Raw genomic sequence first — 24,603 nt, 5'->3', positions numbered from 1 at the left:
GCCCCGTACCCCGCACTGCCCGGACGGCACGCCCCGAACCACTCCCGAGCGAGGAGGCCATGCGTACACCGCGTAGGACCCCCACAACCGGCGCCGAGTCGCCGCCCCAGCCCACCGTGCGCGGCCGCCGCGCACACGCCGGACCGCCGGCCGACGAAAGCCCGGACGACTCTGTGAGCGCGATACCGGACGACGCACCCGCGCGCGCGGGACGCTGGCTGATACGTCCGCGGACAGTACGCGCCAAGATCGTCTGCCTGCTCATGGTGCCGGTCGTCTCCCTGCTCGCCCTGTGGGCGTACGCCACCGTCACCACCGCCCAGGACGTTGCCCGCCTGCGGCAGTTGCAGCGCGTGGACGCCGGGATCCGGACCCCCGTCGCCGCGGCCGTGGCCGCGCTGCAGACCGAACGGGCAGCCGCCGTCCGCCATGCGACCGATCCGTCGGCCGGGTGGAGCGACGATCTGAAGACGCTCGCGGAACGCACGGACAAGGCGGTGGCCGAACTGCGCCTCGGAGACGCCAACACCATCGCGGACAGCGAGGAGTTGCCGGCCGGAGTGTCCCAGCGGCTCGAAGCGTTCGTCACCGGCGCCGAACAACTGCGCTCACTGCGCACGGCCGTACTCGACCACAGCGCGGGCTGGGACGAGACCTACGGCCGCTATACGAAGGCCATCGGGAGCGCCTTCGCGGTGGGCGGAGCCCTCACCGGCATCCAGGACGCCGAACTCGGCTCCGACGCGCGCGTGCTGCTCGAATTCTCCCGTGCGGGCGAAGCGCTGGCCCAGGAGGACGTCGTCCTCGCCGCCGCGCGCCTCGCCGGCGGCCTCTCGGGCGAGCGACTGCGGCTGTTCACCGGCGCCGTCGACACCCGCCGCGCCCTCACCGAGTCCGCGGTCGCCGACCTGCGCGGCTCCGAACGCGCCGCCTGGCACAAGCTCGCCGAAGGCAGTGACTACGCCACGGTGGGTGCCACCGAGGACAAGATCCTCGCCGTCGGCGCGGGCTCCCGCGCGATCGAGGCGGCTCCCGAAGCCAAGTGGACCGGGGCGCACGCGCGCGTGCAGAACGGCATGCGGACGATCGAGGAGGACGCTGGACGCGGTGTCGCCGACCGGGCCGACCCGTTCACCCGCGGCCTGCTCACCCCCGCAGGTGCCGCGGTGCTCCTAGGCCTCGTCGCCGTCGCCGCCTCCCTCGTCATCTCCGTACGCATCGGACGCGGCCTCGTCGTCGAGTTGGTGAGCCTGCGCAACGGCGCCCTGGAGATCGCCCGCCGCAAACTCCCCGAAGCCATGCGGAAACTGCGCGCCGGCGAGGAGATCGACGTCCAGGCCGAGGCCCCGCCGGGACCGCCCGCGGAGGACGAGACCGGTCAGGTCGCCGAGGCCCTGGCCACCGTGCACCGCGCCGCACTGCGGGCCGCCGTGGAGCGCGCCGAACTCGCCAGCGGCATCTCCGGCGTCTTCGTCAACCTCGCCCGCCGCAGTCAGGTCCTCGTCCACCGCCAGCTGAGCCTCCTCGACAGCATGGAACGCCGGTCCGACGACCCGAACGAACTCAGCGACCTCTTCCGGCTCGACCACCTCACCACGCGCATGCGACGCCACGCCGAGAGCCTGATCATCCTCTCCGGGGCCGCCCCCGGCCGCGCCTGGCGCATGCCGGTCTCCCTGACGAACGTGGTCCGCGCGGCAGTCTCCGAAGTCGAGGACTACGCGCGCGTTGAGGTACGTCAGCTCCCCGACGCGTCGGTCGTCGGCGCGGCCGTCGCCGACCTCACCCATCTGCTGGCCGAGATCATCGAGAACGCCGCCCAGTTCTCGCCGCCCCACACGCGCGTGCGCATCACCGGCGAGCCCGTCGGCAACGGCTACGCCGTCGAGGTCGAGGACCGGGGTCTGGGCATGGGCAAGGAGACCCTCGCCGAGGCCAACCGACGCATCGAACAGTCCGAGACACTCGACCTGTTCGACAGCGACCGGCTCGGCCTCTTCGTGGTCAGCAGGCTCGCCGCCCGTCACGGCATCAAGGTGCACCTGCGTACCTCGCCCTACGGCGGCACCACCGCGGTCGTCCTGCTGCCCACGTCCTTGCTTCACGCCGGCGCGGCGGAACGTTCCCCTCGTCGGGTGGAGGACGCGCAGCGGCCCGCGGAACGCGAGTACGCGCGCGTGGCCGCCACCGCACAGCACCAGGAGTCCGTCCCGGCACCGGCCGACCGCCCCGCACTGGTGGCACCGGCACCGGCCGCGGCACGGGCCACGACGGACACCCCACCCGGAGTCACCGCCTTGCGTCTGCACCGTCCCCCGGACGACTCTGCCGAGGACTCCGAAGACCTCCCACGCCGGGTACGGCAGGCGAACCTCGCCCCCCAACTGCGCGAGCGGCGCTCCGAGGAGCCGGCCCAGGCCTCCGCCGCCCCGAGCGACGACCAACGCACCCCCGAACTCGTACGCGACCGCATGACGGCGTACCGCGACGGCTGGGCCCGCGGCGGCGGCAGGCAGCCCGGCCGCGGTGCCGCCCCGGACTACCCGGCGGACAGCGACAGCAGCGAAGGAGACCCCGAATGATCCAGGACCCGAGCATGAGAGCCGCCATGGGGGTCCCCCCGCTCGAGCGAAGCCGAGAGTGGGGGAGGTCCGGCGAACTCGACTGGCTGCTGGACGACCTGGTGGTGCGCGTGAGCGAGGTTCGGCACGCCGTGGTGCTGTCCAACGACGGACTCGCCGTGGGCGCCTCGACCGACCTGCGACGCGAGGACGCCGAACACCTCGCGGCCGTCGCCTCGGGCTTCCACAGCCTGGCCAAGGGCGCGGGCCGGCACTTCGGTGCCGGAGGTGTGCGTCAGACCATGGTGGAGATGGACGACGGCTTCCTGTTCGTGGCCGCCGCGGGTGACGGCTCCTGTCTTGCCGTCCTCACCGCCGTGACCGCCGACATCGGCCTGGTCGGCTACGAGATGGCACGACTGGTCAAGCGGGTCGGCGAGCACCTGTACACGCCTACCCGCGTCGGCGCGCGGCCCCCCGCCGCCGGATGAGGCGAGAAGGCCCACGCACATGACCGAGGACATGACGGGCGCCCCGCGGGAGCAGGGTAGCCAGTGGTACGACGGCGAGGCCGGTCCACTCGTCCGCCCCTACGCGATGACGGGCGGACGCACCAAACCCGGCCCCACCGGGGTGCGCTTCGACCTGATCGCCCTCGTCACGCTGGACGCGAGTGCGCCCGGCATCGACGACGACACCGCGCTGGGGCCGGAACACCGGGTCCTGATCGACCTGTGCCGCCCGGAGACACAGTCGGTCGCGGAACTCGCCGCGGGTGCCGACCTGCCCGTGGGCGTGGTCAGGGTGCTCCTCGGCGACCTGCTGGAACTCGGCTGTGTCACCGTCAGCCGTCCGGTGCCGCCCGCCCAACTGCCCGACGAACGGATTCTGCGCGAGGTGATCGAGGGACTGCGAGCGCTGTAGATGAAAGTCGCCCTCGGAAAGAAACCGAAGTTGTCACCATGACCCACCTGTTGCCGCCGCCCGTTTGCCGGCCCTCCCGAGAGAAGTGATCGATGGTCTCCGATGACTCCGACGTCCAGGACGGCGAGACAGCCGCGCTGGCGTTGAAGATACTGGTCGCCGGCGGATTCGGCGTGGGCAAGACCACCCTGGTGGGCGCGGTCAGTGAGATCCGGCCACTGCGCACCGAGGAACTGCTCAGTGAGGCCGGTCAGTTGGTCGACGACACCGACGGCGTGGACCAGAAGGTCACCACGACGGTCGCCATGGACTTCGGCCGCATCACCATCCGCTCCGGTCTGTCGCTCTACCTGTTCGGTACGCCGGGCCAGGACCGCTTCTGGTTCCTGTGGGACGAACTGTCGCAGGGCGCTCTCGGTGCCGTGGTGCTCGCCGACACCCGCCGACTGGAGGACTGCTTCCCCGCGGTGGACTACTTCGAGCACCGGCACATCCCGTTCGTGGTGGCCGTCAACTGCTTCTCGGGTGCCCGGACCTACGGCGCACAGGACGTCTCACGCGCCCTCGACCTCGACCAGGGGACACCTGTGGTGCTCTGCGACGCCCGTGACCGCGACTCGGGAAAGGAGGTGCTGATCCGGCTGGTCGAGTACGCCGGGCGGATGCACACCGCCCGGCTGCTCGACTCGGTGAGCTGACGCCGACACGGTCGGCGCCGGCAGCCGATCTCAGTGGGCGACGGCCTTCTGCGCCAGGACCTTGTCGATCGATACACGGACGAGCAGTTCGCCCGGGACGCCGTTGCGGGCGCCGAACTCCTCGGCCCGCTCCTCGCCCATGTACCGCGCCCCGATGCGAGCGGCCCAGTGGCGGACCTCGTCGAGGTCCTCCGAGAGCCGGGCGTGGCCCTGTATCACCACGAAGTCGAAGGGCGGGCGGTCGTCGTCCACGCACAGGGCGACCCGGCCGTCCCGGGCCAGATTACGACCCTTCACGCTGGTCTTTCCGGTGTTGAACACGAGTTCGTCCCCGTCGAGCAGGAACCAGATCGGTGTCAGGTGCGGGCTCCCGTCGGCCCGCACGGTCGACAGCTTTGCGGTACGGGTGCCGTACGAGACGAACTCCCGCCATTGCGCTTCGGTCATCTTCTGTGCCATGCCCCTATCCTCCTTGCCCGCGGGACGGCGGTGGGGAAGGGTGGCAGGGAATCCTCCAGCGAGGGGGAGACGTCACACGGGGAGACGGGAAACATGGTGCAGAACCAGGGACTTGGCTGGCTGCTGGACGACTTGACCGAGCGTGTCGAACATGTGCGGCACGCCTTGGTCCTGTCCAACGACGGGCTGGTGACCGGAGCGAGCACGGGACTTCGCCGCGAGGACGCGGAGCACCTGGCCGCCGTCTCGTCCGGACTGCACAGTCTGGCCAAGGGCTCGGGACGGCACTTCGGCGCGGGCCGGGTGCGCCAGACGATGGTCGAGTTCGACGACGCCGTACTGTTCGTCACGGCGGCGGGCACCGGCAGTTGCCTGTGCGTGCTCAGCGGTGCGGAGGCCGACATCGGCCAGATCGCCTACGAGATGACACTGCTCGTCAACCGTGTCGGCGAGCACCTCGGCGTGGACGCCCGCCAACCCGAGCAGAGCCCGGCAGCAGAGCTCTAACCTACCCATTCGTCATCCGCCGTGTAGTTATCCACAGGCTCGCCACGATGTCCGCCGGACCGGCTACGGTTTTTGTCACGGCGAACGCACACAGCGTGAGCGACCAACTCCACGGGGGAAAGCGACCATGTCCGTCGACACCGTCAGCACACCGCACCGCCTGTCCTGCGCGCCGAGCCGCGCCGCACGGGAACTGGGGCTCAGGCGAGGCGAGTTCGACCTCGCCGTCCACCTCGGACACATCCAGACCGTGCCCGACGAAGGGGGCGGGGGTCGTCGCGTCCCCCGCTCCGAGATCGACCGGCTCTGTGCGCACGAAGGCTTTCCCGAGTCGCTGCGGGAGCGCGTGAAGGCCGTGGGCACCACGGAGGGCGCGGCCGCCATGGAGGTTCCCCCGGGCAGGTTCACGCGCCTGGCACGCCTGGGTCTGGTAGTGCCGGTCACTTTCTACCTGAACCGTTACCGAGCCGTGGTCTGGCAGTACCTGGCTGAGGAACTGCGGCAGTTCGCGGCCGACGAGAAGAACACCCGGCTGCTGACGGCGCGTATGCCCGAGGGGCTGCGCGACCAGCTGGACGCCGGTTTGGATCTGCGCGCTCGCAATTGGCGCGGACGTCACCTGGGATTCCTGCTCCGGCAGGCCGACGACCCGTGGGAGCAGGCCGGGGCCGTGGCCGCCTTCCTGGACCCCCTCCAGATCGCGGAAATCGTCCCCGACCCCTACGAGCGCTCCCATCTGAACCGCTTCAGGCCGGGGCCACCCGCCCATGGCGCACCGGGCTCGCCCGCCGCGCACCTCGCCGAGAGGATCATGACGGCGGACGACCCGGACGAGATCGGCTGGCTGAGGGCGGACCTGGCCCGAGCCCTGGAGGAGGCACGGGAACACCGGCCCGCGCCGCGCCCCGCGACCAAATCGCGCCCCGCGCCACCATCGATCCCCGCGACGAAACCGGTCCCCGGGGCGGCGCACCGCCACTCACCGGTGCCCGAGGAGCCGCAACCGAGGCCACCCCGAAAACTGCTGGGATGGCTACGCCGTGCCAACCCCCGGCCCGGCCGGCCCGGCCAAGGCTCTGAATCGGCCTGCAGGGCCCTGAACCGGCCTACAAGGCCCTGAACCGGCCTACAAGGCCCTGAACCGGCCTACAAGGCCCTGAACAAGCCCTCCTGGACGACCGACACGAGCAGCCGCCCCTCCACGTCGTAGATCCGGCCGCGGGCCAGCCCGCGTCCGCCCGTCGCGATCGGCGACTCCTGGTCGTACAGGAACCACTCGTCGGCCCGGAACGGCCGATGGAACCACATGGCGTGGTCCAGCGACGCCATGTCGAACCCTCGCGGGCCCCACAGGGGCTCGACCGGGATACGGACGGCGTCCAGGAGGGTCATGTCACTCGCGTAGGTCAGTGCGCAGGTGTGCACGAGCGGGTCGTCGCCGAGCGGCCCGACCGCGCGCATCCACACCGCGCTGCGCGGCTCGGCGTCCTTGATCTCTTCAGTGGTCCAGCGCAGCCGGTCCACGTAACGGATGTCGAAGGGCTGCCGGCGGGCCATGCGCTCCCACTGCTCGGGCAGCGTGCCCAGATGTTCCCGGATCTCCTGGGTGACCGTCGGCAGGGACTCCGGTTCCGGGACCTCGCGGGCGGGCCGCAGCTGGTGCTCGAAACTCCCTTGCTCAGGCTTGTGAAAGGAGGCGGTGAGATTGAAGATCGTGCGGCCCTGCTGCACGGCGGTGACCCGGCGGGTCGTGAACGACCGCCCGTCCCGCACCCGTTCCACCTGGTACACGATCGGCACGCCCGGTCGGCCCGGACGCAGGAAGTACGCGTGCAGCGAGTGCACGGGGCGGTCGCCCTCGGTGGTGCGCCCGGCGGCGACCAGCGCCTGGCCCGCCACCTGGCCGCCGAAGACCCGCTGCAGGGACTCCTGCGGGCTGAGCCCGCGGAAGATGTTGACCTCGATCTGCTCCAGGTCGAGCAGGTCGACGAGCCTCTCGGCCGGATTCGTCATGGCTGGGATTCTCCTGCGCTCACAGCTGGCCGACGTCGGTGACGCGGACAATGGCACGGCCCTCGGCGTCGGAGGCCGTGAGGTCGACCTCCGCGCTGATCCCCCAGTCATGATCGTCGTTCGGGTCGTCGAAGATCTGGCGGACGCGCCACAGGCCGTTCTGCGGCTCCTCCTCGATCAGCAGCAGCTTGGGGCCGCGGGCGTCGGGTCCGGTACCGAGGTCGTCGTACTCGTCCCAGTACTTGTCCATGGCCTCGCCCCAGGCATCGGCGTCCCAGCCGGCCTCGGCGTCCAGCTCGCCCAGCTCCTCCACGTGGTCGAGGGCGGCGAGTTCGACACGGCGGAACATGGCGTTGCGGACGAGGACGCGGAAGGCGCGGGCGTTGGCCGTGACCGGCTTGACCTGGTCGGCCTTCTCCTGGGCCTCCTCGGCGGTCATCTCCTCCGGGTTGGCGAGCTGCTCCCACTCGTCCAGCAGGCTGGAGTCCACCTGGCGCACCATCTCGCCGAGCCACTCGATCAGGTCCTGCAGGTCCTCGGACTTGAGGTCGTCCGGGACGGTGTGGTCCAGGGCCTTGTAGGCGCTCGCGAGGTAGCGCAGGACGATGCCCTCGGTGCGGGCCAGCTCGTAGTGGGACACCAACTCCGTGAAGGACATCGCCCGTTCGTACATGTCACGGATGACGGACTTCGGGGACAGCGGATGGTCGCCCACCCAGGGATGGCTCTTGCGGTACGTGTCGTACGCGTGGAAGAGCAACTCCTCCAGGGGCTTCGGGTATGTGACGTCCTGGAGGCGCTCCATGCGCTCCTCGTACTCGACGCCGTCCGCCTTCATCGCGGCCACGGCCTCGCCGCGCGCCTTGTTCTGCTGGGCGGCGAGGATCTGCCGCGGGTCGTCGAGCGTGGACTCGACGACGGAGACCATGTCCAGGGCGTAGGACGGCGACTCCGGGTCGAGGAGCTCGAACGCGGCAAGCGCGAAGGTGGACAGCGGCTGGTTGAGCGCGAAGTCCTGCTGCAGGTCCACGGTGAGGCGGACGATGCGGCCTTCGGCGTCCGGCTTGTCGAGCTTCTCGACGATGCCGCCGTCCAGGAGCGAGCGGTAGATGGCGATGGCGCGGCGGATGTGCCTGAGCTGCTGCTTGCGCGGCTCGTGGTTGTCCTCCAGAAGGTGCCGCATCGCCTCGAAGGCGTTGCCTGGCCGGGCGATCACCGACAGGAGCATGGTGTGCGTCACCCGGAAACGGGACGTCAGCGGCTCCGGGTCGGAGGTGATGAGCTTCTCGAAGGTGCTCTCCGTCCACCCGACGAAGCCCTCGGGCGCCTTCTTGCGGACGACCTTCCGGCGCTTCTTCGGGTCGTCGCCCGCCTTGGCGAGCGCCTTCTCGTTCTCCACCACGTGCTCGGGAGCCTGCGCGACGACGAAGCCCGCCGTGTCGAAGCCCGCGCGTCCGGCGCGGCCGGCGATCTGGTGGAACTCACGGGCGCGCAGCGTGCGCACACGCGTGCCGTCGTACTTGGCCAGCGCCGTGAACAGCACCGTGCGGATGGGGACGTTGACACCCACGCCCAGCGTGTCCGTGCCGCAGATGACCTTCAGCAGACCGGCCTGCGCGAGCTTCTCCACCAGCCGGCGGTACTTGGGCAGCATGCCGGCGTGGTGGACGCCGATGCCGTGGCGCACGTAGCGGGAGAGGTTGCGGCCGAACTTGGTGGTGAAGCGGAAGTTGCCGATCAGCTCGGCGATCTTGTCCTTCTCCTCGCGCGTGCACATGTTGATGCTCATCAGCGCCTGCGCCCGCTCCACGGCCTGCGCCTGGGTGAAGTGCACGATGTAGACGGGCGCCTGCCGGGTCTCCAGCAGCTCGGTGAGCGTCTCCGTGAGCGGGGTGAGCCGGTACTCGTAGGAGAGCGGCACCGGGCGGGTGGCCGAGCGGACCACCGACGTCGGCCTGCCGGTGCGACGGGTGAGGTCCTTCTCGAACATCGAGACGTCGCCGAGCGTGGCCGACATCAGGATGAACTGCGCCTGCGGCAGTTCCAGGATCGGGATCTGCCAGGCCCAGCCGCGGTCCGCCTCCGCGTAGAAGTGGAACTCGTCCATGACGACCTGGCCGACGTCGGCGTGCTTGCCGTCGCGCAGGGCGATCGAGGCGAGCACCTCGGCGGTGCAGCAGATGACGGGGGCGTCGGCGTTGACGGACGCGTCGCCGGTGAGCATGCCGACGTTCTCGGTGCCGAAGATCTTGCACAGCTCGAAGAACTTCTCCGAGACGAGCGCCTTGATCGGAGCCGTGTAGAAGGTGACCTCGTCACGGGCCAGCGCGGCGAAGTGGGCACCCGCAGCGATCATGCTCTTGCCGGAGCCGGTGGGCGTCGACACGATCACGTTGGCACCGGACACCGCCTCGATCAGCGCCTCCTCCTGGTGCGGGTACAGCGTGAGACCGCGCTCCTGGACCCACGACTCGAAGGTGTCGTACAGGGCGTCGGGGTCGGCGGTCGGCGGCAGCTGATCGATGAGGGTCACCCACCCATCTTGCCTGCCCTTCTCCCCTATAGGGGAATCGGCTGCGGGCAGGAAGATCGCGAACGCTACGCTGTGTCGCCGACGGAGCGTCAGCGCGCCCGGTCAACTGGACAGCGGCACACGATGAATGGGGCGGGCAGCGGCCATGATGGGACCAGCACACTCACTGTCGGGGGCCGCGGCCTGGCTCGGCGTCGGCGCGGCTGCCGCCGCGGCGGGGCACACCATGCCCTGGCCGGTCCTCCTGGTCGGAGCCCTGATCTGCGCCGGCGCGGCGCTCGCCCCGGACCTCGACCACAAGGCCGCCACCATCTCGCGGGCCTTCGGGCCGATCTCCCGCGGGCTGTGCGAGATCGTCGACAAGCTCTCCTACGCGGTCTACAAGGCCACGAAGAAGCAGGGCGACCCGCGTCGCTCCGGCGGGCACCGCACGCTCACGCACACCTGGCTGTGGGCCGTCCTGATCGGCGCGGGCGGCTCGGTCGCGGCGATCACCGGCGGGCGCTGGGCGGTGCTGGCGCTCCTGTTCGTGCACATGGTGCTGGCCATCGAGGGCCTGCTGTGGCGGGCGACCCGTGGCTCCAGTGCCGATGTCCTGGTCTGGCTGCTGGCCGCGACCAGCTCGTGGATCCTCGCCGGCGTCCTGGACAAGCCGGGCAACGGCTCGGACTGGCTGTTCACGGCGCCGGGCCAGGAGTACCTGTGGCTGGGGCTGCCGATCGTGCTGGGCGCGCTGGTGCACGACATCGGGGACGCGCTGACCGTCTCCGGCTGCCCGGTCCTGTGGCCGATCCCGGTGGGCCGCAAGCGCTGGTACCCGATCGGCCCGCCGAAGTTCATGCGGTTCCGGGCCGGCAGCTGGGTCGAGCTGAAGGTGTTGATGCCGGCGTTCATGCTGCTCGGGGGAGTGGGCTGCGCGGCGGCACTCAACTTCATCTGAGCGCCGGCCCTCCGGACAAAGGGCTCGCCCTGTGCGGGGCCCTGTCTCTACCCTTGCCGGAGCGGGACTGCGCAGTTCCCGCAGGTTGCGGAGCCGTGGCAGAGCGGCCCATTGCGATCGGCGTGAGCGAGGCCTCTCTCATGCCGACTGACGAGACCGGGCGGGCCTGCCCCTCTCGTCCGCGGGTTCGAATCCCGTCGGCACCGCAGCCGACCGGCCTCGCGCCCGCACACGACCGGCCGGCCCAGCCCGGTGCGTTCTCAGCCCGCCCCGCCGCCATAGCGCCGCTCGAACTGGGCGATGCGGCCCTCCGTGTCCACCGTCCGTGCCTTGCCGGTGTAGAAGGGGTGGCTCTCCGAGGAGATCTCCACGTCCACCACGGGGTAGGTCTTGCCGTCGTCCCACTCGATGGTCTGGTCGCTGCTCGCGGTGGACCGGGTCAGGAAGGCGTAGCCGGCGGCGCGGTCACGGAAGACGACCTCGTGGTAGTCGGGGTGCTTGTCCTGCTGCATGGATGCTCCTTCTACGGCGTCGGTGAGGCGCCCGAGGGCGCGGGAACGGCCGGATCAGCCGGATCAGCCGGACAGGGTCTCCTCGTCGACGATGTGCATCGCGGCCTCCTCGGCGGAGGCCGCCGCACCGTCGATGCCCACGTCCGTGGCGACCAGTGCGCTCTCCTCGTCCTCGTGCGCCCCCTCGTCGGGTGCCACGAGTCGGCCGGAGCGGGCCGAGCCGACCTCGTTGTCCAGGAGTTCCCCGTCGGTGCCCTCGGAGTCGCCGATGCCGTCGCCCTCGGGGGCGGCGGGGTCGGGCAGCTCCTCGGCGAGCCGCTGGTCCAGCGTCTCGCCCCGCCGGCGCTCGGCGGCCGTCACGCCGCTGTGCTCCACCGCCCAGGGCCGCTCCGGAGGGGACCAACCCCGGTCGAGGGGATCGTCGACACCGTCGTTCTCCAGGGTGTCCTCCGCGTCCAGCAGCCCCGCGTCGTCCTGGATCTCGGATCCGTCGGGCTGGTAGACGTCGTCGCCCCATCCGTCGGCGCTGTTCACGGGTACCTCCAGGTGACGAGGGCGGGCGCGTCCTCCCCGCGGTCGGCGGCCGGCGGCGGGCGTACGGGGCACACGCGGCGCTCGTCACCAACCGCATGCACCACGGGCGCTCCCCGAGCCGGTGCCGGTTTCCAGCCTTCCACCCCTTTTCGGAACCGCGCAACGCCACGGACACGGCGGCCCGCGAGCAGCTCACCCCCGACCGGTCCCCGCACAGCCCGCGCGGGGACGACATCTTGGCCCACCCGGCCGCGCCGCAACTGCGCAGCCCGGCCCCGGCACACCCCGCGCTCCCCGGCGGAGCCCCGCTCACCCGTGCCAGGACCGCCACAGCGCCGCGTACGCACCATCCGCGGTGACCAGCTCGTCGTGGCTGCCCAGCTCGCTGATGCGGCCGTTCTCGACGACGGCGATGACGTCCGCGTCGTGGGCCGTGTGCAGGCGGTGGGCGATGGCGACCACCGTGCGGCCGTCGAGGACGCGGGCGAGGGAGCGCTCCAGGTGGCGGGCCGCGCGCGGGTCGAGAAGGGAGGTCGCCTCGTCCAGGACCAGCGTGTGCGGGTCGGCCAGCACCAGGCGGGCCAGCGCGATCTGCTGGGCCTGGGCGGGGGTGAGCGCCAGACCGCCCGAGCCGACCTCGGTGTCGAGGCCGTCGTCGAGCGCACGTGCCCAGCCGTCGGCGTCGACCGCACCGAGCGCCGCCCACAGCTCGGCGTCGTCGGCATCGGTCCGGGCGAGCAGGAGGTTGTCGCGCAGCGCCCCCACGAAGACGTGGTGCTCCTGGTTGACGAGGGCCACGTGCTCGCGGACCCGCTCAGCGGGCATCCGGGAGAGTTCGGCACCGCCGAGGGTGATCCGGCCGTCCCGGGGCGCGTAGACACCGGCGAGCAGCCTGCCCAGGGTGGACTTGCCCGCGCCCGAGGGACCGACCAGCGCCAGCCGGGTGCCGGGCGCCACCTCGAGGGAGACCTTGCGCAGCACGTCCACGCCCTCGACGTAGCCGAAGTGCACCCGGTCCGCGTGCACGTTCCGCCCGTCGGGGGCCACCGTGGCGTCCCCGGCGTCCGGCTCGATGTCCCGTACGCCGACCAGACGGGCCAGCGACACCTCGGCGACCTGGAGCTCGTCGAACCAGCGCAGGATCAGGTTCACCGGGTCGACGAGCATCTGCGCGATCAGCGCACCGGTCGTCAGCTGACCGACATCGATCCAGCCCTGCAGCGCGAACACGCCGCCGATCATCAGGACCGAGCCGAGCACGGTCACATGGGTGACGTTGATGACCGGGAAGAGCACCGACCGCAGCCACAGCGTGTAGCGCTCCCAGGCGGTCCACTCCTTGATCCGGCGTTCCGACAGGTCGATACGGCGGTGGGCGAGCCGGTGGGCCTCGACGGTGCGCCCGGCGTCCACGGTCTCGGTGAGCGCGGCTGCCACAGCGGCGTACCCGGCGGCCTCCGAACGGTAGGCGGACGGCGCGCGCCGGAAATACCAGCGGCAGCCGACGACCAGCAGCGGAAGCGCGAGCAGCACGGCGGCCGCCAGTGGCGGTGCCGTGATCACCAGCCCGCCCAGCAGCAGCGCCGTCCACACCACACCGATCGCCAGCTGCGGCACGGCCTCGCGCATCGCGTTGCCGAGCCGGTCGATGTCCGTCGTGATCCGGGACAGCAGGTCGCCGGTCCCGGCCCGCTCCAGGACGCCCGGCGGCAGCCCGACCGACCGTACGAGGAAGTCCTCGCGCAGGTCGGCCAGCATCCGCTCGCCGAGCATCGCGCCGCGCAGCCGCACCTCGCGCACGAACACGGCCTGGACGACGAGCGCAGCCACGAACAGCGTGGCGGTCAGCCCCAGATGGAGTTCACGCGCGTCCTCCGACAGCCGCTCCACGAGGCCGCCCAGCAGCCACGGTCCGACCATCGAGGCCAGCACGGCGACCGTGTTGACGGTGATGAGGAGCAGGAAGGCGCGGCGGTGACGGCGGAACAGTTCGGCCACGTAGGCGCGTACGGTCGCGGAGGCTCCGACGGGCAGCGTGTTCGCTGTGGTCGGGGCCGCCGGGTCGTACGCCGGTGGCGCCACGCCGATCATGCTGTCTCCTCGATTTCTTCGAGTTCGTCGAGCTCTTCGAGTACGCCGTTCAGGGCGGCCTCTTCGTCGGTCTCGCGGGTCACGACCGCCCGGTACCGGGGTTCCTTGTGGACGAGTTCGCGGTGCACGCCGACCGCCACGACCTCGTCCTCGTGCACCAGGGCGACCCGGTCCGCGCGGTCGAGGAGCAGGGGCGAGGAGGTGAACACCACGGTCGTGCGCCCTGCTCGCAGTTCGTGCACGCTCTCCGCGATCCGTGCCTCGGTGTGCGAGTCGACCGCGGAGGTCGGCTCGTCCAGGACGAGCACCTCCGGGTCGGTGAGCAGCGACCGGGCCAGGGCGAGCCGCTGGCGCTGGCCGCCGGACAGGGAGCGTCCGCGTTCGGTGATGCGGGCGTCCATCGGGTCCTCGGCGCCGAGTGACCCCTGGACGAGGGCCGTCAGGACGTCCCCGCACTGCGCGGCGGCCAGTGCCTTCGCGGCGTCGACGTCACCCGACGCGGGGACGTTCAGCAGTTCGCGCAGCGAACCGGACAGCAATACCGGGTCCTTGTCCTGGACGAGGACGGCCGTCCGTGCGGAGTCGAGCGGGAGCTCGTCGAGAGGCACACCGCCCAGCAGTACCGACGCGCCCTCCTCCGAGGGGTGGCCGCCCAGCCGCTCCGCCAGGCGCCCCGCCGCGTCCGGGTCGCCGCAGACCACCGCGGTGAACCGGCCGGACGGCGCGAGCAGACCGGTCGCCGGGTCGTACAGGTCGCCGGAGGGCACCTCGGCGGCGCGCGACCCGGTGGTGTCGGTCGCCCGCTCCAGGGACAGCACACGCGCGGCCCGTTTGGCCGACGGGCGCGAGAAGGAGTAGGCCATCGCGATCTCTTCGAAGTGGCGCAAGGGATAGGCGAGGACCATGACCGAGCTGTAGACGGTGACCAGTTCGCCGACGCTGATGCGGCCCTGGCGGGCCAGATGGACGCCGTACCAGACGACCGCGACCATCAGCAGCCCCGGCAGCAGCACCTGGATGGCGGAGATCAGGGCCCACATCCGGGCGCTGCGCACGGCCGCGTGGCGGACCTCCTGGGAGGCACGGCGGTAGCGGTCGAGGAAGAGTTCCTCGCCGCCGATGCCGCGCAGCACGCGCAGACCGGCGACGGTGTCCGAGGCGAGTTCGGTGGCCCGTCCGGCCTTCTCGCGCTGGAAGTCGGCACGCCGGGTCGCCCGGGGCAGCAGCGGCAGCACTGCCAGCGCCAGCACCGGCAGGCCCACGGCGACGACCACGCCGAGCGCCGGGTCGTAGACGACCAGGCCGACGCAGACCAGCACGACGGTGACCGCCGCCGCGGTGAACCGTGACCAGGCCTCGACGAACCAGCCGATCTTCTCGACGTCCCCCGTGGAGACGGCGACGACCTCGCCGGCCGCGACCCGCCGGGTCAGCGCCGAGCCCAGCTGGGCGGCCTTGTGGGCCAGCAACTGCTGGACTCGGGCCGCCGCCGTGATCCAGTTGGTGACGGCGGTGCGGTGCAGGAAGGTGTCGCCGATCGCCTGCCCGGCGCAGCACAGCGCCAGCAGCCCGCCCGCGAGGGCGAGCCGTCGGCCCGAGCGGTCGACGACGGCCTGGACGGCGATACCGACACAGAACGGCAGCGCGGAGACGGACAGGAAGTGCAGCAGTCCCCACGCCAGTGACTTGAGCTGGCCTCCCAGCTGATTCCGGAAGAGCCACCACAGGAATCGGGGACCCGAGCGCGCGTCGGGCACGCCCGGATCGGGATACGGAAGGTCTTGAATCTGCATGACGTCCCAGTGGCTCGTGTCAGGGGGTGGAGGGGACCGCGAACGGCGGCAACAAACTGTGAAAGGTTCGCGTCGGAACGTGGTCGGGGGCAACAGGTTTTCTGCTCCGACGCACAGAATCGGCTACGGCCTGAGGTCTGCGTCAGCGGAGGCCTCATTGCGGGGGACGCCCCACTCGCATAGAACACCGGCCATGAAGAGACGGATCATCATGTCCATGCTCGCCGGAGCGACCCTCCTGGCGAGCACCCTCCTCGGCGCGGCACCCGCCCAATCGGCCGACGTCCTCTCCCCGTCCGCCGACGTCCCCGCCGAGTTCGGCTCCGACTGGCACGACCCGATCATCGCCGCCCCGCCCGTCACCAAGCCCTCCGGCAGGTCCTGCCAAGTCACCGTAGCCGAGGCGCAGTTCCGTGACTTCACCCCGTACAGGGGCACCTACACCCCGCCGGACGGCTGCGGCGACGGCTGGAGCAAGGTCGTGCTGCGCATGGACGGCAAGGTCAAGGGGCGGCAGTTCGACCGGCTCGGTTATCTCCACGTGGGCGGGGTCGAGATCTTCCGTACGTCCACGCCCCAGCCCTCGCCCGACGGCATCGAGTGGTCCGTCGAGAAGGACGTCACGCGCTACAGCGACACACTCCGCCGCAGCCAGGACGTCGAGATGCTCATCGGGAACGTCGTCGACGACACGTACACCGGCATCATCGACGTCAAGGTCACCCTGACGTTCTACGCGGGCAGGCAGGCCGCCACGCCCGACCGGATCCTGACCCTCGCCGAAGGCACAGACGGCTCAGACGGCACCAACGGCACAGACGGCTCAGACGGCACCAACGGCACCATCCTCACCACCCCGCGCAACAGCGAACGCATCGTCGCCGAGGTGTACGCCACCGGCTCCGGCGGCGGCTGCGAAGAGTACTGGTACCTGAGCGTTCCCGACGGCGCCCCGTACTCCTGCCAGGCCGACCGGGGCCCCTATCGCGAGGTCCAGATCAAGGTCGACGGGCAACTCGCGGGTATCGCCGCCCCGTTCCCGACCGTGTGGACCGGCGGCTGGTCCAACCCCTTTCTCTGGTACGTCGTTCCGGGACCGCGCGCCTTCGACATCAAGCCGATCGAATACGACCTGACGCCCTTCGCCGGCCTTCTCAACGACGGCCGCCCGCACCGCGTCGAGGTCTTGGTCGTCGGCGTGCCCGAGGGGCAGAGCGGCTGGAGTACTCCAGTGAACGTCCTCGTCTGGCAGGACGCGAAGAGCGCGCACGTCACCGGGAAGCTCACCGCGCACAAGGTCGGCGACCTCGCCGACTCCTCGACGTACACGCCGGGTTCGGAACACCGTGTGGACACCGAGGGTGACCACCGGCTGACCGTCGCCGGATACGTCGACACCTCGCACGGCCGGGTGACGACCACCGTCAGCCGCTCCCTCGCGAACACCTCCACGCACCGCTGGACCGACGGCGAGACCACGGACGCGCTGCACGCCACCTGGACGGACGACGAGTCGGTCACCGTCGACGGACGCGGACCGGCCCGCACCACGCGCGCCCAGCGGACGTACACCATGGACGGCACGACCACGCTCGGCGCGGCCGACCGGCTGCGTACCGTGCTGACCCTCGGTGACGGTGCCGCGGTCACCGAGTCGGTGGGCGGGCGACGCACTGCCTGGTCGCGGCTCGACGACGAGTACGCGGGCGACGCGACGTACACCGTGAACGTGCCGCGCGACCAGCGGCACGCGGTCGGGACCACGGGCGAGCGCTATCGGATCCGTGGGTCGAGCGGGTGCTACGAGCGTTCGCTGAGCACCGTGCAGGGGGTGCTCACCGAGGATCGCAGCGGCTGCTGAGGGGAGTTGTGTGCGATGCGTCACACGTGACCGTGATTTACACGGCCGCAACGCGGCGGTCTTGTCGGCGATCAACGACCACTCCAGAGTGATCCAACACGGAATCCGCTTTCCGTATCGCAGAAGTCCCGTCCCGGCCTCTGTGTATCACCGTCCCCTCAAGGAGTGCCCGTGCCGCCGTCCGTCCCGTCCCTGCCGCGACGCGTCGCACGCATATTGCGTACCTCTCTCTTCGCGCAGGTCGCCTGCGCGCTGGTGCTCGGAATCGTCGTCGGAAAGCTGTGGCCCGACGTGGCCACGGATCTCCAGCCGCTCGGCGACGGTTTCACCCGGCTGATCAAGACGATCATCTCGCCCCTGGTGTTCTGTGTGGTCGTCGTCGGCATCGCCAAGGCCGGCGACCTCAAGGCGTTCGGCCGGATCGGGCTCAAGGCCCTGATCTGGTTCGAGGTCGCGAGCACGCTCGCCCTCATCATCGGTCTCATCGCCGCCAACGTCGTCCAGCCCGGCTCGGGGATGAACGTCGACCCGTCCACGCTGAACACCTCGGCGGTCGACGCGAAGACGGGCGGCGGCTCGCTGCCCTCGACGACCGAGTTCATCGTGAACGCGATCCCCACCAGTTTCATCGGCGCCTTCGCCGAGAACTCCCTGCTCCAGGTGCTCATCCTGGCCTGCCTGGTGGGCGCCGCGCTGCTCCACCTCGGCCACACCAAGGTGCCGCAGGTCCTGCCCGCCATCGAGCAGGCCCAGGAGATCATCTTCGCGGTCGTCGGCTTCATCATGCGGCTCGCCCCGATCGCGGTGTTCGGCGCGATGGCCGTCCTGATCGGCCAGTACGGGCTCGGTGTGATCGAGACGTACGCCAAGCTGATCATCCTGTGCTACGCGGCCGCGGCGTTCTTCATCGTGCTGCTCGCCGTCGCCCTGAAGATGGTCACCGGACTCAGCCTCTGGAAGTTCCTGCGCTACATACGTGAGGAGATGCTCCTCGCCCTCGGCACCGCCTCCACCGAGTCCGTCATGCCGCGCGTGATGCAGAAGCTGCGCAAGGCCGGCGCCCGCGACGACGCGGTCGGCCTGGTGCTGCCGACGGGCTACTCCTTCAACCTCGACGGCGCCTCGCTCTACCTGTCCATCGGCACGCTGTTCATCTCCCAGGCCGTGGGCGTCGACCTGAGCCTGAGCCAGCAGATCACCGTGGTCCTGGTGCTCATGCTGACCAGCAAGGGCATGGCGGGCATCCCCGGTTCGGCCTTCCTCGCCCTGTCCGCGACCGCCTCCTCGCTGGGGGCCATCCCCGCCGGCGCCGTCGCCCTGCTGCTCGGGGTGGACCGCATCATGGACTCGATGCGCGTCGTGACGAACCTCCTCGGCAACTGCGTCGCCGTCTTCGCCGTCTCCCGCTGGGAGGGCGCGCTGGACGCCGACAAGGCGAAGAGGGTCCTGGACGGCGAGATCGTGCCGACGGCGGACGACGACGCGGGCGATCCGACCGCGACGGAAGTGCCGGGTGTCGGGGCCTCCGAGGCGCCGGTCGGGTCCGACCCCGACGACAAGCTCGCGGCCGTACCGGCTCAGTCGGCCAAGGAACCGGCCCCTGAGGCCGGTTGACGACCACGACCCGACGGGCCGCGGTCCCCGCTCCTTACTGTTGGAGCAGGGACCGCGGCCCGTTTCGCGCTGCTCAGCGGTTGCCCAGCAGTTGCTCAGCAGCTCCGACCGCGCTCCGGTGTTCCGTCCACCAGCGTGTCCAGCAACCCGCCGAGCACCTCGCGCTGTTCGCCCGTCAGCGGGGCCAGGATCTCCTCCGCCGCGGACCTGCGCGCGCCGTGCAGCTCCCGCAGGGCCTTGTGCCCGTCGTCGGTGAGCTCGATACGGATCACCCGGCGGTTGGTCGGGTCCGGCATCCGCCGCACCTTGCCGCTCGCCTCCAGCCCGTCGACGAGCGTCGTCACGGCACGCGGCACCACCTCGAGCCGCTCCGCGAGGTCGGCCATGCGCGGCGGCGAGTCGTAGTGCGCAAGAGTGCGCAGCAGCCGGGACTGGGCCGGGGTGACGCCGAGGCCGCGTTGCTCCAGATGGTGCTTCTGGATGCGGTGCACACGGCGGGTCAGCCGCAGTAGCTGCTCGGCGAGCAGGCCGTCGGGATCGGGGGTGGTCATGCGGGAACAATATCAGGACCATGCTCATTGTGAGTATAGGTAACAATGAGCTAAGCTCCGTCAGTCTTCACCCCTCACCCCTCACCCTCCGTAGGAGCCATGCCCCGCGACGACATCAAGTGGACCCCCTCTTCAGGCACCTCGACCGACGAACCCCGGCAGGTGCGCCGCATCCTCAAGCTGTTCAAGCCCTACCGCGGCCGGCTCACGGTCGTCGGCCTGCTGGTCGGCGCCTCGTCGCTGGTCACCGTGGCGACCCCGTTCCTGCTGAAGGAGACGCTGGACGTCGCCATCCCCGAGGGCCGCACCGGACTGCTGAGCCTGCTCGCGCTCGGCATGATCCTCAGCGCCGTCCTCACCAGCATCTTCGGTGTGCTGCAGACCCTGATCTCCACCACGGTCGGCCAGCGCGTCATGCACGACCTGCGCACGGCCGTCTACGGCCGCCTGCAGCGCATGTCCCTCGCCTTCTTCACCCGCACCCGCACCGGCGAGGTCCAGTCCCGCATCGCCAACGACATCGGCGGCATGCAGGCAACCGTCACCTCCACCGCCACCTCCCTGGTCTCCAACCTGACCAGCGTGGTCGCCACGATCATCGCGATGATCGCCCTCGACTGGCGCCTGACCGTCGTCTCCCTGCTTCTGCTGCCGGTCTTCGTGTGGATCAGCCGCCGGGTCGGCAACGAACGCAAGAAGATCACCACCCAGCGCCAGAAGCAGATGGCCGTGATGGCCGCGACCGTCACCGAGTCGCTGTCGGTGAGCGGCATCCTGCTCGGCCGCACGATGGGCCGCTCCGACTCGCTCACCCGCTCCTTCTCCGACGAGTCCGAGCAACTGGTCGACCTCGAGGTCCGGTCGAACATGGCCGGCCGCTGGCGCATGGCCGTCATCTCGATCGTCATGGCCGCCATGCCCGCCGTCATCTACTGGACCGCGGGCCTCGCCCTCGCGACGGGCGGCACCCAGATCTCCATCGGCACCATCGTCGCCTTCGTCTCGCTCCAGCAGGGCCTGTTCCGCCCGGCCGTGAGCCTGCTGTCGACCGGCGTTCAGATCCAGACCTCGCTGGCGCTCTTCCAGCGCATCTTCGAGTACCTCGACCTGCCGATAGACATCACCGAGCCCGAGCGGCCGGTACATCTGGACCGCATCAAGGGTGAGGTGCGATTCGAGGACGTCGAGTTCCGGTACGACGACAAGAGCCGCCCCGTCCTCGACGGCATCGACGTCACCGTCCCCGCGGGCGGCAGCCTCGCCGTCGTCGGACCGACCGGCGCCGGCAAGTCCACCCTCGGCCATCTCGTGCCGCGGCTGTACGACGTGACGGGCGGCCGGGTCACCCTCGACGGGGTCGACGTCCGCGACCTCGACTTCGACACCCTCGCCCGCGCGGTCGGCGTCGTCTCGCAGGAGACGTACCTCTTCCACGCCACGATCGCGGAGAACCTGCGCTTCGCCAAGCCGGACGCCACCGACGAGGAGATCCGGCAGGCGGCGAAGGCGGCCCAGATCCACGACCACATCGCGTCCCTGCCCGACGGCTACGACACGGTCGTCGGCGAGCGCGGCCACCGCTTCTCCGGCGGCGAGAAGCAGCGGCTGGCGATCGCCCGCACGATCCTGCGCGACCCGCCGGTGCTGATCCTCGACGAGGCGACCAGCGCCCTGGACACCCGCACCGAACACGCCGTCCAGGAGGCCATCGACGCGCTCTCCGCCAACCGGACCACGCTCACCATCGCGCACCGGCTGTCCACCATCCGGGGTGCCGACCAGATCGTGGTCCTGGACGCCGGACACGTGGCCGAACAGGGAACGCACGAGGAGCTGTTGGAGCGGGGCGGGCGGTACGCGGCGCTCGTCCACCAGGACGCCCGACTGGAGCCGACAAAATGACGATATGCCGGGTTTGTGTGCTTTAGCGGGTTACCGTGCCCGCATGCACATGAACACTCCGCCACGGAGCACGATTCGACTGACGCGCCGGGGCCGTGTCGCCCTCATCGCGACCGGGGCCGTCGTGGCCGGCACCGCCGTGGCGGTGCCGCTGCTGAGCCTGGCAGGCGACGAGGAGACGAAGCCCAGGACGCTGGTGATCCCGGAGGGCTGGCGGGCCGGCCAGGTCTACGAGGCCGTCGACAAGGCCCTCGCCCTGCCCGCCGGAACGGCCAAGAAGTCCCTGGCCAAGGCCAACCTGAAGCTGCCGAACGACGCGGAGGGCAACCCGGAGGGGTACCTCCTCCCGGCGACGTATCCCCTCCAGGAGAAGGCGACCGCGGAGCAGATGCTGTCGTTCATGGTCGACACCGCCAACAAGAGGTTCAACGGCGCCCCCATCGCGGCGGGGGCGCAGCGCAACGCCATGAACATCTACCAGGCCGTCACCGTCGCGAGCATCATCCAGGCCGAGGCGGCCACCAAGGCCGACATGGGCAAGGTGGCCCGGGTCATCTTCAACCGCCTGGAGCGGGGCATGCCGCTGCAGATGGACTCCACCCTCAACTACGCGCTGAACCGCTCCACGCTGAAGACCACCGTCGAGGACACGCGGATCGAGAGCCCCTACAACTCCTACCAGCGCATGGGCCTGCCGCCGACCCCCATCGACAACCCGGGCGAGGACGCGATGCGCGCCGCGATCAGCCCGACGCCGGGCGACTGGTTGTACTTCGTCACGGTCAAGCCGGGCGACACCCGCTTCACCGCCGACTATGCGGAGCACCAGCGCAATGTCGCGGAGTTCAACGCCCACCGCAAGGCGAGCCCGCAGTCCTCGACCTGACCGGTGAGGGCATCACGCGGCGACCGGTTCCTCCGCCAGCAGCCGCCTGATGTCCCGTACGGCCGCACGGCCCGCCCGGTTGGCGCCGATGGTGCTGGCCGACGGGCCGTAGCCGACGAGGTGGATCCGCGGATCGGCGATGGCACGGGTGTCCTCGACGCGGATCCCGCCGCCGGGCTCGCGCAGCTTCAGCGGCGCCAGATGGTCGATGGCGGCCCGGAAGCCGGTCGCCCACAGGATGACGTCGACGTCCACGCGACGGCCGTCGTTCCACTCCACGCCGTCGGGTGTGATCCGGTCGAACATCGGCAGCCGGTCCAGGACCCCGTCCGCGATTCCCTGCCGGACCGCGTCGTTGAGCGGCAGGCCGGTCACCGAGACGACGCTCTTCGGCGCCAGCCCCTGCCGTACCCGCTCCTCGACGAGCGCGACCGCGGCCCGGCCCACGTTCTCGTCGAAGGGGCCCTCTCGGAAGACGGGCGGCCGCCGGGTGACCCAGGTGGTGGCGGCCGCGTACGGAGCGATCTCCAGCAGATGCTGGGTGCCGGACGCGCCTCCGCCCACCACCAGAACCCGCTGCCCGGTGAGCTCCTCGGGCCCTGGGTACTGCGCGGTGTGCAACTGACGTCCCCGGAAGGTCTCCTGACCCGGGTAGCGCGGCCAGAACGGCCGGTCCCAGGTCCCGGTCGCGTTGATCAGCGCCCGCGTCGACCAGTTCCCCGCCGAGGTCTCGACGAGCAGCCGCCCGCCGACGCCCTCGCGCACGGTACGTACGTCGACGGGCCGCCGTACGCGCAGGTCGAAGGCGCGCTCGTAGGCCTCGAAGTACTCGGCGACCACCTCGGCGGACGGTCGCGTCGGATCGCCGTCCGTGAGTTCCATGCCGGGCAGGGAGTGCATCCCGTGCACCCTGCCGTACGTCAGCGACGGCCAGCGGAACTGCCAGGCGCCACCCGGACCGGGGGAGTGGTCGAGCACCACGAAGTCGCGGTCCGGCTCCGAACCGGTGCGCCGCAGGTGGAAGGCGCCGGCCAGTCCGGCCTGACCGGCGCCGATGACGACCACATCGACCTCGCGCGTGTTGTTCACGGTTCTACCAACAGTGCGGAGGCCCTGGATCTTCCCGCGAGTCGTGTACGGTCGCCCGCCCTCGGGAGCCTCCCTCAGGAGCCGGTCTCAGGACGGTCTCAGGAGCCGGTGGAGGCGCGGGCCGGAGTGGTCGAGGCCGGGAGGTCGCCGTTGAAGCGGGTGTCCACGAAGTCGGCGAAGTCGACCTTGCGCGGGATGAGCTTCAGCTCGGTGAACGCGTCGGCGATCTTCTGCTCGGAGGCGACCAGCGGCCCGTCGACGGCGACCGAGATCCGCGTCGAGTTGGTCCTCCGCACCGAGGCCAGCGCCACCTCGTACGGCAGCCCGGTGTCCTTCGCCCAGACCTTCGCCCACTCCTCCTGGTGGTCGTGGACCCAGGCCGTCGCCCGCCGCAGCCGGTCCAGGTAGTCCCGGATCGCCGCGGCCTTCTTCTTGTTCCCGAGCGCACTCGGCGCCGCCACCTGGAAGGTCAGCCCGTTCGTCACGCCCTCGCCGGTCGTCAGGACGCGGCCCTGCCCGGTCTGGAGGATCTGCGAGGTGTACGGATCCCAGACCGCCCACGCGTCGACCTTGCCGGACGTGAACGCGGCCAGCGCGTCGGCCGGCTGGAGGTACTTGACCTTGACGTCGGCGAGGCTCAGCCCGGCCGCTTCGAGGGAGGCGACCAACTGGTAGTGCGCGGAGGAGCCCTGAGCCACGGCGATCGACCTGCCCTTGAGGTCCTGCGGCTTCGTCAGCTTCGAACCGTCGGGCACGAGGAGGGCGTCGCCCTTGGACGTGCCGTGCCACGCGGACACGACCTTGATCTTCGAACCGGCTCCGGCCGCGAACACCGGCGGGGTGTTGCCGACGCCGCCGATGTCGACGGCCTTCGCGTTGACGGCTTCGAGCAACGGCGGACCGGAGGTGAAGGTGGACCACTTGATCTTGTAGTCGAGGTTCTCGAGCTCGCCGGCGGCGCGCAGGATGGCCTCGGAACCACCCTTCTGGTCACCGACGTTGATGGTGAGGGAGCCCGTGCCGTCGGTGTCGCCACCCGTCGAGGCGGCCGAGTTCCCGCCGCAGGCGGTGAGCAGCAGGGCGAAGGGGAGGAGCAGTGCGGCGGGGGTGAGGCGTCGTCGCATGGTGGATCCGT

21 protein-coding genes are annotated in these 24,603 nt (G+C 70.7%); 11 read left to right on the top strand and 10 right to left on the bottom strand.

Annotated elements, in window-relative coordinates:
- The first annotated feature begins 59 nt into the window (after positions 1-59).
- From AC5P09_RS12755 to AC5P09_RS12740, 4 genes are all read left to right on the top strand, one after another.
- The gene (locus AC5P09_RS12755) at positions 60-2,582 is read left to right on the top strand and encodes a sensor histidine kinase (protein WP_493873969.1); all 2,523 of its coding nucleotides are present in this window, start codon (positions 60-62) and stop codon (positions 2,580-2,582) included.
- On the top strand, positions 2,579-3,052 hold the full coding sequence (locus tag AC5P09_RS12750) for a roadblock/LC7 domain-containing protein (protein WP_493873968.1): 474 nt from the start codon (positions 2,579-2,581) through the stop codon (positions 3,050-3,052). The genes AC5P09_RS12755 and AC5P09_RS12750 overlap by 4 nt, the downstream gene beginning before the upstream one ends.
- Positions 3,053-3,071: 19 nt before the next feature.
- On the top strand, positions 3,072-3,485 hold the full coding sequence (locus AC5P09_RS12745) for a DUF742 domain-containing protein (RefSeq protein ID WP_493873967.1): 414 nt from the start codon (positions 3,072-3,074) through the stop codon (positions 3,483-3,485).
- Positions 3,486-3,577: 92 nt separating this feature from the next.
- Positions 3,578-4,183 carry a GTP-binding protein gene (locus AC5P09_RS12740; RefSeq protein ID WP_266444260.1) on the top strand — a complete coding sequence of 202 codons (606 nt, stop codon included), beginning with the start codon at positions 3,578-3,580 and terminating at the stop codon, positions 4,181-4,183.
- 30 nt (positions 4,184-4,213) lie between these two features.
- Here the strand turns inward: AC5P09_RS12740 and AC5P09_RS12735 are convergent, their stop codons facing one another.
- The gene (locus tag AC5P09_RS12735; RefSeq protein WP_307673077.1) at positions 4,214-4,642 is read right to left on the bottom strand and encodes a PPOX class F420-dependent oxidoreductase; all 429 of its coding nucleotides are present in this window, start codon (positions 4,640-4,642) and stop codon (positions 4,214-4,216) included.
- A gap of 93 nt (positions 4,643-4,735) precedes the next feature.
- Between AC5P09_RS12735 and AC5P09_RS12730 the strand changes: the two genes are divergently transcribed.
- A complete protein-coding gene (locus AC5P09_RS12730) occupies positions 4,736-5,149 on the top strand; it encodes a roadblock/LC7 domain-containing protein (RefSeq protein ID WP_307673076.1) in 414 nt (137 codons plus the stop codon).
- Between the two features lie 127 nt (positions 5,150-5,276).
- Positions 5,277-6,269, top strand: a complete 993-nt coding sequence (locus AC5P09_RS12725; RefSeq protein WP_493873966.1) for a DUF6397 family protein — start codon at positions 5,277-5,279, stop codon at positions 6,267-6,269.
- Between the two features lie 26 nt (positions 6,270-6,295).
- Here the strand turns inward: AC5P09_RS12725 and AC5P09_RS12720 are convergent, their stop codons facing one another.
- Positions 6,296-7,162 (bottom strand): acyl-CoA thioesterase, encoded by an 867-nt coding sequence (locus AC5P09_RS12720; RefSeq protein ID WP_493873965.1) that lies wholly within the window; start codon positions 7,160-7,162, stop codon positions 6,296-6,298.
- Positions 7,163-7,181: 19 nt separating this feature from the next.
- Positions 7,182-9,695, bottom strand: a complete 2,514-nt coding sequence (locus tag AC5P09_RS12715) for a DEAD/DEAH box helicase (RefSeq protein ID WP_493873964.1) — start codon at positions 9,693-9,695, stop codon at positions 7,182-7,184.
- A gap of 145 nt (positions 9,696-9,840) precedes the next feature.
- On the opposite strand from AC5P09_RS12715, the gene AC5P09_RS12710 reads away from it, so the two are divergent.
- Positions 9,841-10,635: a metal-dependent hydrolase gene (locus AC5P09_RS12710; protein ID WP_266444278.1), complete on the top strand. Its 795-nt coding sequence runs from the start codon at positions 9,841-9,843 to the stop codon at positions 10,633-10,635.
- A 260-nt stretch (positions 10,636-10,895) separates the two neighbouring features.
- Here AC5P09_RS12710 and AC5P09_RS12705 read toward each other — a convergent pair whose 3' ends face one another.
- The 4 genes from AC5P09_RS12705 to AC5P09_RS12690 form a co-directional block, all read right to left on the bottom strand.
- The gene (locus AC5P09_RS12705) at positions 10,896-11,147 is read right to left on the bottom strand and encodes a type B 50S ribosomal protein L31 (protein WP_053751235.1); all 252 of its coding nucleotides are present in this window, start codon (positions 11,145-11,147) and stop codon (positions 10,896-10,898) included.
- 63 nt (positions 11,148-11,210) lie between these two features.
- Positions 11,211-11,681, bottom strand: a complete 471-nt coding sequence (locus AC5P09_RS12700) for a DUF5709 domain-containing protein (RefSeq protein WP_266444286.1) — start codon at positions 11,679-11,681, stop codon at positions 11,211-11,213.
- A 309-nt stretch (positions 11,682-11,990) separates the two neighbouring features.
- Positions 11,991-13,772: an ABC transporter ATP-binding protein gene (locus tag AC5P09_RS12695; RefSeq protein WP_493873963.1), complete on the bottom strand. Its 1,782-nt coding sequence runs from the start codon at positions 13,770-13,772 to the stop codon at positions 11,991-11,993.
- Positions 13,769-15,565 carry an ABC transporter transmembrane domain-containing protein gene (locus tag AC5P09_RS12690; protein ID WP_493873962.1) on the bottom strand — a complete coding sequence of 599 codons (1,797 nt, stop codon included), beginning with the start codon at positions 15,563-15,565 and terminating at the stop codon, positions 13,769-13,771. The genes AC5P09_RS12695 and AC5P09_RS12690 overlap by 4 nt, the downstream gene beginning before the upstream one ends.
- A gap of 193 nt (positions 15,566-15,758) precedes the next feature.
- Between AC5P09_RS12690 and AC5P09_RS12685 the strand changes: the two genes are divergently transcribed.
- Positions 15,759-17,426 carry a peptide-N4-asparagine amidase gene (locus tag AC5P09_RS12685; RefSeq protein WP_493873961.1) on the top strand — a complete coding sequence of 556 codons (1,668 nt, stop codon included), beginning with the start codon at positions 15,759-15,761 and terminating at the stop codon, positions 17,424-17,426.
- A 171-nt stretch (positions 17,427-17,597) separates the two neighbouring features.
- Positions 17,598-19,040: a cation:dicarboxylate symporter family transporter gene (locus tag AC5P09_RS12680; RefSeq protein ID WP_493873960.1), complete on the top strand. Its 1,443-nt coding sequence runs from the start codon at positions 17,598-17,600 to the stop codon at positions 19,038-19,040.
- Positions 19,041-19,135: 95 nt separating this feature from the next.
- On the opposite strand, the gene AC5P09_RS12675 is transcribed toward AC5P09_RS12680, so the two are convergent.
- On the bottom strand, positions 19,136-19,591 hold the full coding sequence (locus tag AC5P09_RS12675; protein ID WP_493873959.1) for a MarR family winged helix-turn-helix transcriptional regulator: 456 nt from the start codon (positions 19,589-19,591) through the stop codon (positions 19,136-19,138).
- Between the two features lie 99 nt (positions 19,592-19,690).
- On the opposite strand from AC5P09_RS12675, the gene AC5P09_RS12670 reads away from it, so the two are divergent.
- Positions 19,691-21,493: an ABC transporter ATP-binding protein gene (locus tag AC5P09_RS12670; RefSeq protein WP_493873958.1), complete on the top strand. Its 1,803-nt coding sequence runs from the start codon at positions 19,691-19,693 to the stop codon at positions 21,491-21,493.
- 43 nt (positions 21,494-21,536) lie between these two features.
- Complete coding sequence (gene mltG, locus AC5P09_RS12665; RefSeq protein ID WP_493873957.1) at positions 21,537-22,379, top strand: endolytic transglycosylase MltG; 843 nt, start codon at positions 21,537-21,539, stop codon at positions 22,377-22,379.
- Positions 22,380-22,391: 12 nt separating this feature from the next.
- Here mltG and AC5P09_RS12660 read toward each other — a convergent pair whose 3' ends face one another.
- Positions 22,392-23,468, bottom strand: coding sequence for an NAD(P)-binding domain-containing protein (locus AC5P09_RS12660; protein ID WP_493873956.1), 1,077 nt, complete (start codon positions 23,466-23,468; stop codon positions 22,392-22,394).
- 98 nt (positions 23,469-23,566) lie between these two features.
- On the bottom strand, positions 23,567-24,592 hold the full coding sequence (locus AC5P09_RS12655) for an ABC transporter substrate-binding protein (protein ID WP_493873955.1): 1,026 nt from the start codon (positions 24,590-24,592) through the stop codon (positions 23,567-23,569).
- Positions 24,593-24,603 lie beyond the last annotated feature (11 nt).

This window comes from Streptomyces sp. a15 (assembly GCF_059026085.1).
This window is presented reverse-complemented; position numbering and strand designations above follow the sequence as displayed.

What these genes read in the sequence shown, in the direction of transcription:
- AC5P09_RS12755 (WP_493873969.1), top strand. Translation starts at nt 60, where the DNA reads ATGCGTACACCGCGTAGGACCCCCACAACCGGCGCCGAGTCGCCGCCC.
- AC5P09_RS12750 (WP_493873968.1), top strand. Translation starts at nt 2,579, where the DNA reads ATGATCCAGGACCCGAGCATGAGAGCCGCCATGGGGGTCCCCCCGCTC.
- AC5P09_RS12745 (WP_493873967.1), top strand. Translation starts at nt 3,072, where the DNA reads ATGACCGAGGACATGACGGGCGCCCCGCGGGAGCAGGGTAGCCAGTGG.
- AC5P09_RS12740 (WP_266444260.1), top strand. Translation starts at nt 3,578, where the DNA reads ATGGTCTCCGATGACTCCGACGTCCAGGACGGCGAGACAGCCGCGCTG.
- AC5P09_RS12735 (WP_307673077.1), bottom strand. Translation starts at nt 4,642, where the DNA reads ATGGCACAGAAGATGACCGAAGCGCAATGGCGGGAGTTCGTCTCGTAC.
- AC5P09_RS12730 (WP_307673076.1), top strand. Translation starts at nt 4,736, where the DNA reads ATGGTGCAGAACCAGGGACTTGGCTGGCTGCTGGACGACTTGACCGAG.
- AC5P09_RS12725 (WP_493873966.1), top strand. Translation starts at nt 5,277, where the DNA reads ATGTCCGTCGACACCGTCAGCACACCGCACCGCCTGTCCTGCGCGCCG.
- AC5P09_RS12720 (WP_493873965.1), bottom strand. Translation starts at nt 7,162, where the DNA reads ATGACGAATCCGGCCGAGAGGCTCGTCGACCTGCTCGACCTGGAGCAG.
- AC5P09_RS12710 (WP_266444278.1), top strand. Translation starts at nt 9,841, where the DNA reads ATGATGGGACCAGCACACTCACTGTCGGGGGCCGCGGCCTGGCTCGGC.
- AC5P09_RS12705 (WP_053751235.1), bottom strand. Translation starts at nt 11,147, where the DNA reads ATGCAGCAGGACAAGCACCCCGACTACCACGAGGTCGTCTTCCGTGAC.
- AC5P09_RS12695 (WP_493873963.1), bottom strand. Translation starts at nt 13,772, where the DNA reads ATGATCGGCGTGGCGCCACCGGCGTACGACCCGGCGGCCCCGACCACA.
- AC5P09_RS12690 (WP_493873962.1), bottom strand. Translation starts at nt 15,565, where the DNA reads ATGCAGATTCAAGACCTTCCGTATCCCGATCCGGGCGTGCCCGACGCG.
- AC5P09_RS12685 (WP_493873961.1), top strand. Translation starts at nt 15,759, where the DNA reads ATGAAGAGACGGATCATCATGTCCATGCTCGCCGGAGCGACCCTCCTG.
- AC5P09_RS12675 (WP_493873959.1), bottom strand. Translation starts at nt 19,591, where the DNA reads ATGACCACCCCCGATCCCGACGGCCTGCTCGCCGAGCAGCTACTGCGG.
- AC5P09_RS12670 (WP_493873958.1), top strand. Translation starts at nt 19,691, where the DNA reads ATGCCCCGCGACGACATCAAGTGGACCCCCTCTTCAGGCACCTCGACC.
- mltG (WP_493873957.1), top strand. Translation starts at nt 21,537, where the DNA reads ATGCACATGAACACTCCGCCACGGAGCACGATTCGACTGACGCGCCGG.
- AC5P09_RS12655 (WP_493873955.1), bottom strand. Translation starts at nt 24,592, where the DNA reads ATGCGACGACGCCTCACCCCCGCCGCACTGCTCCTCCCCTTCGCCCTG.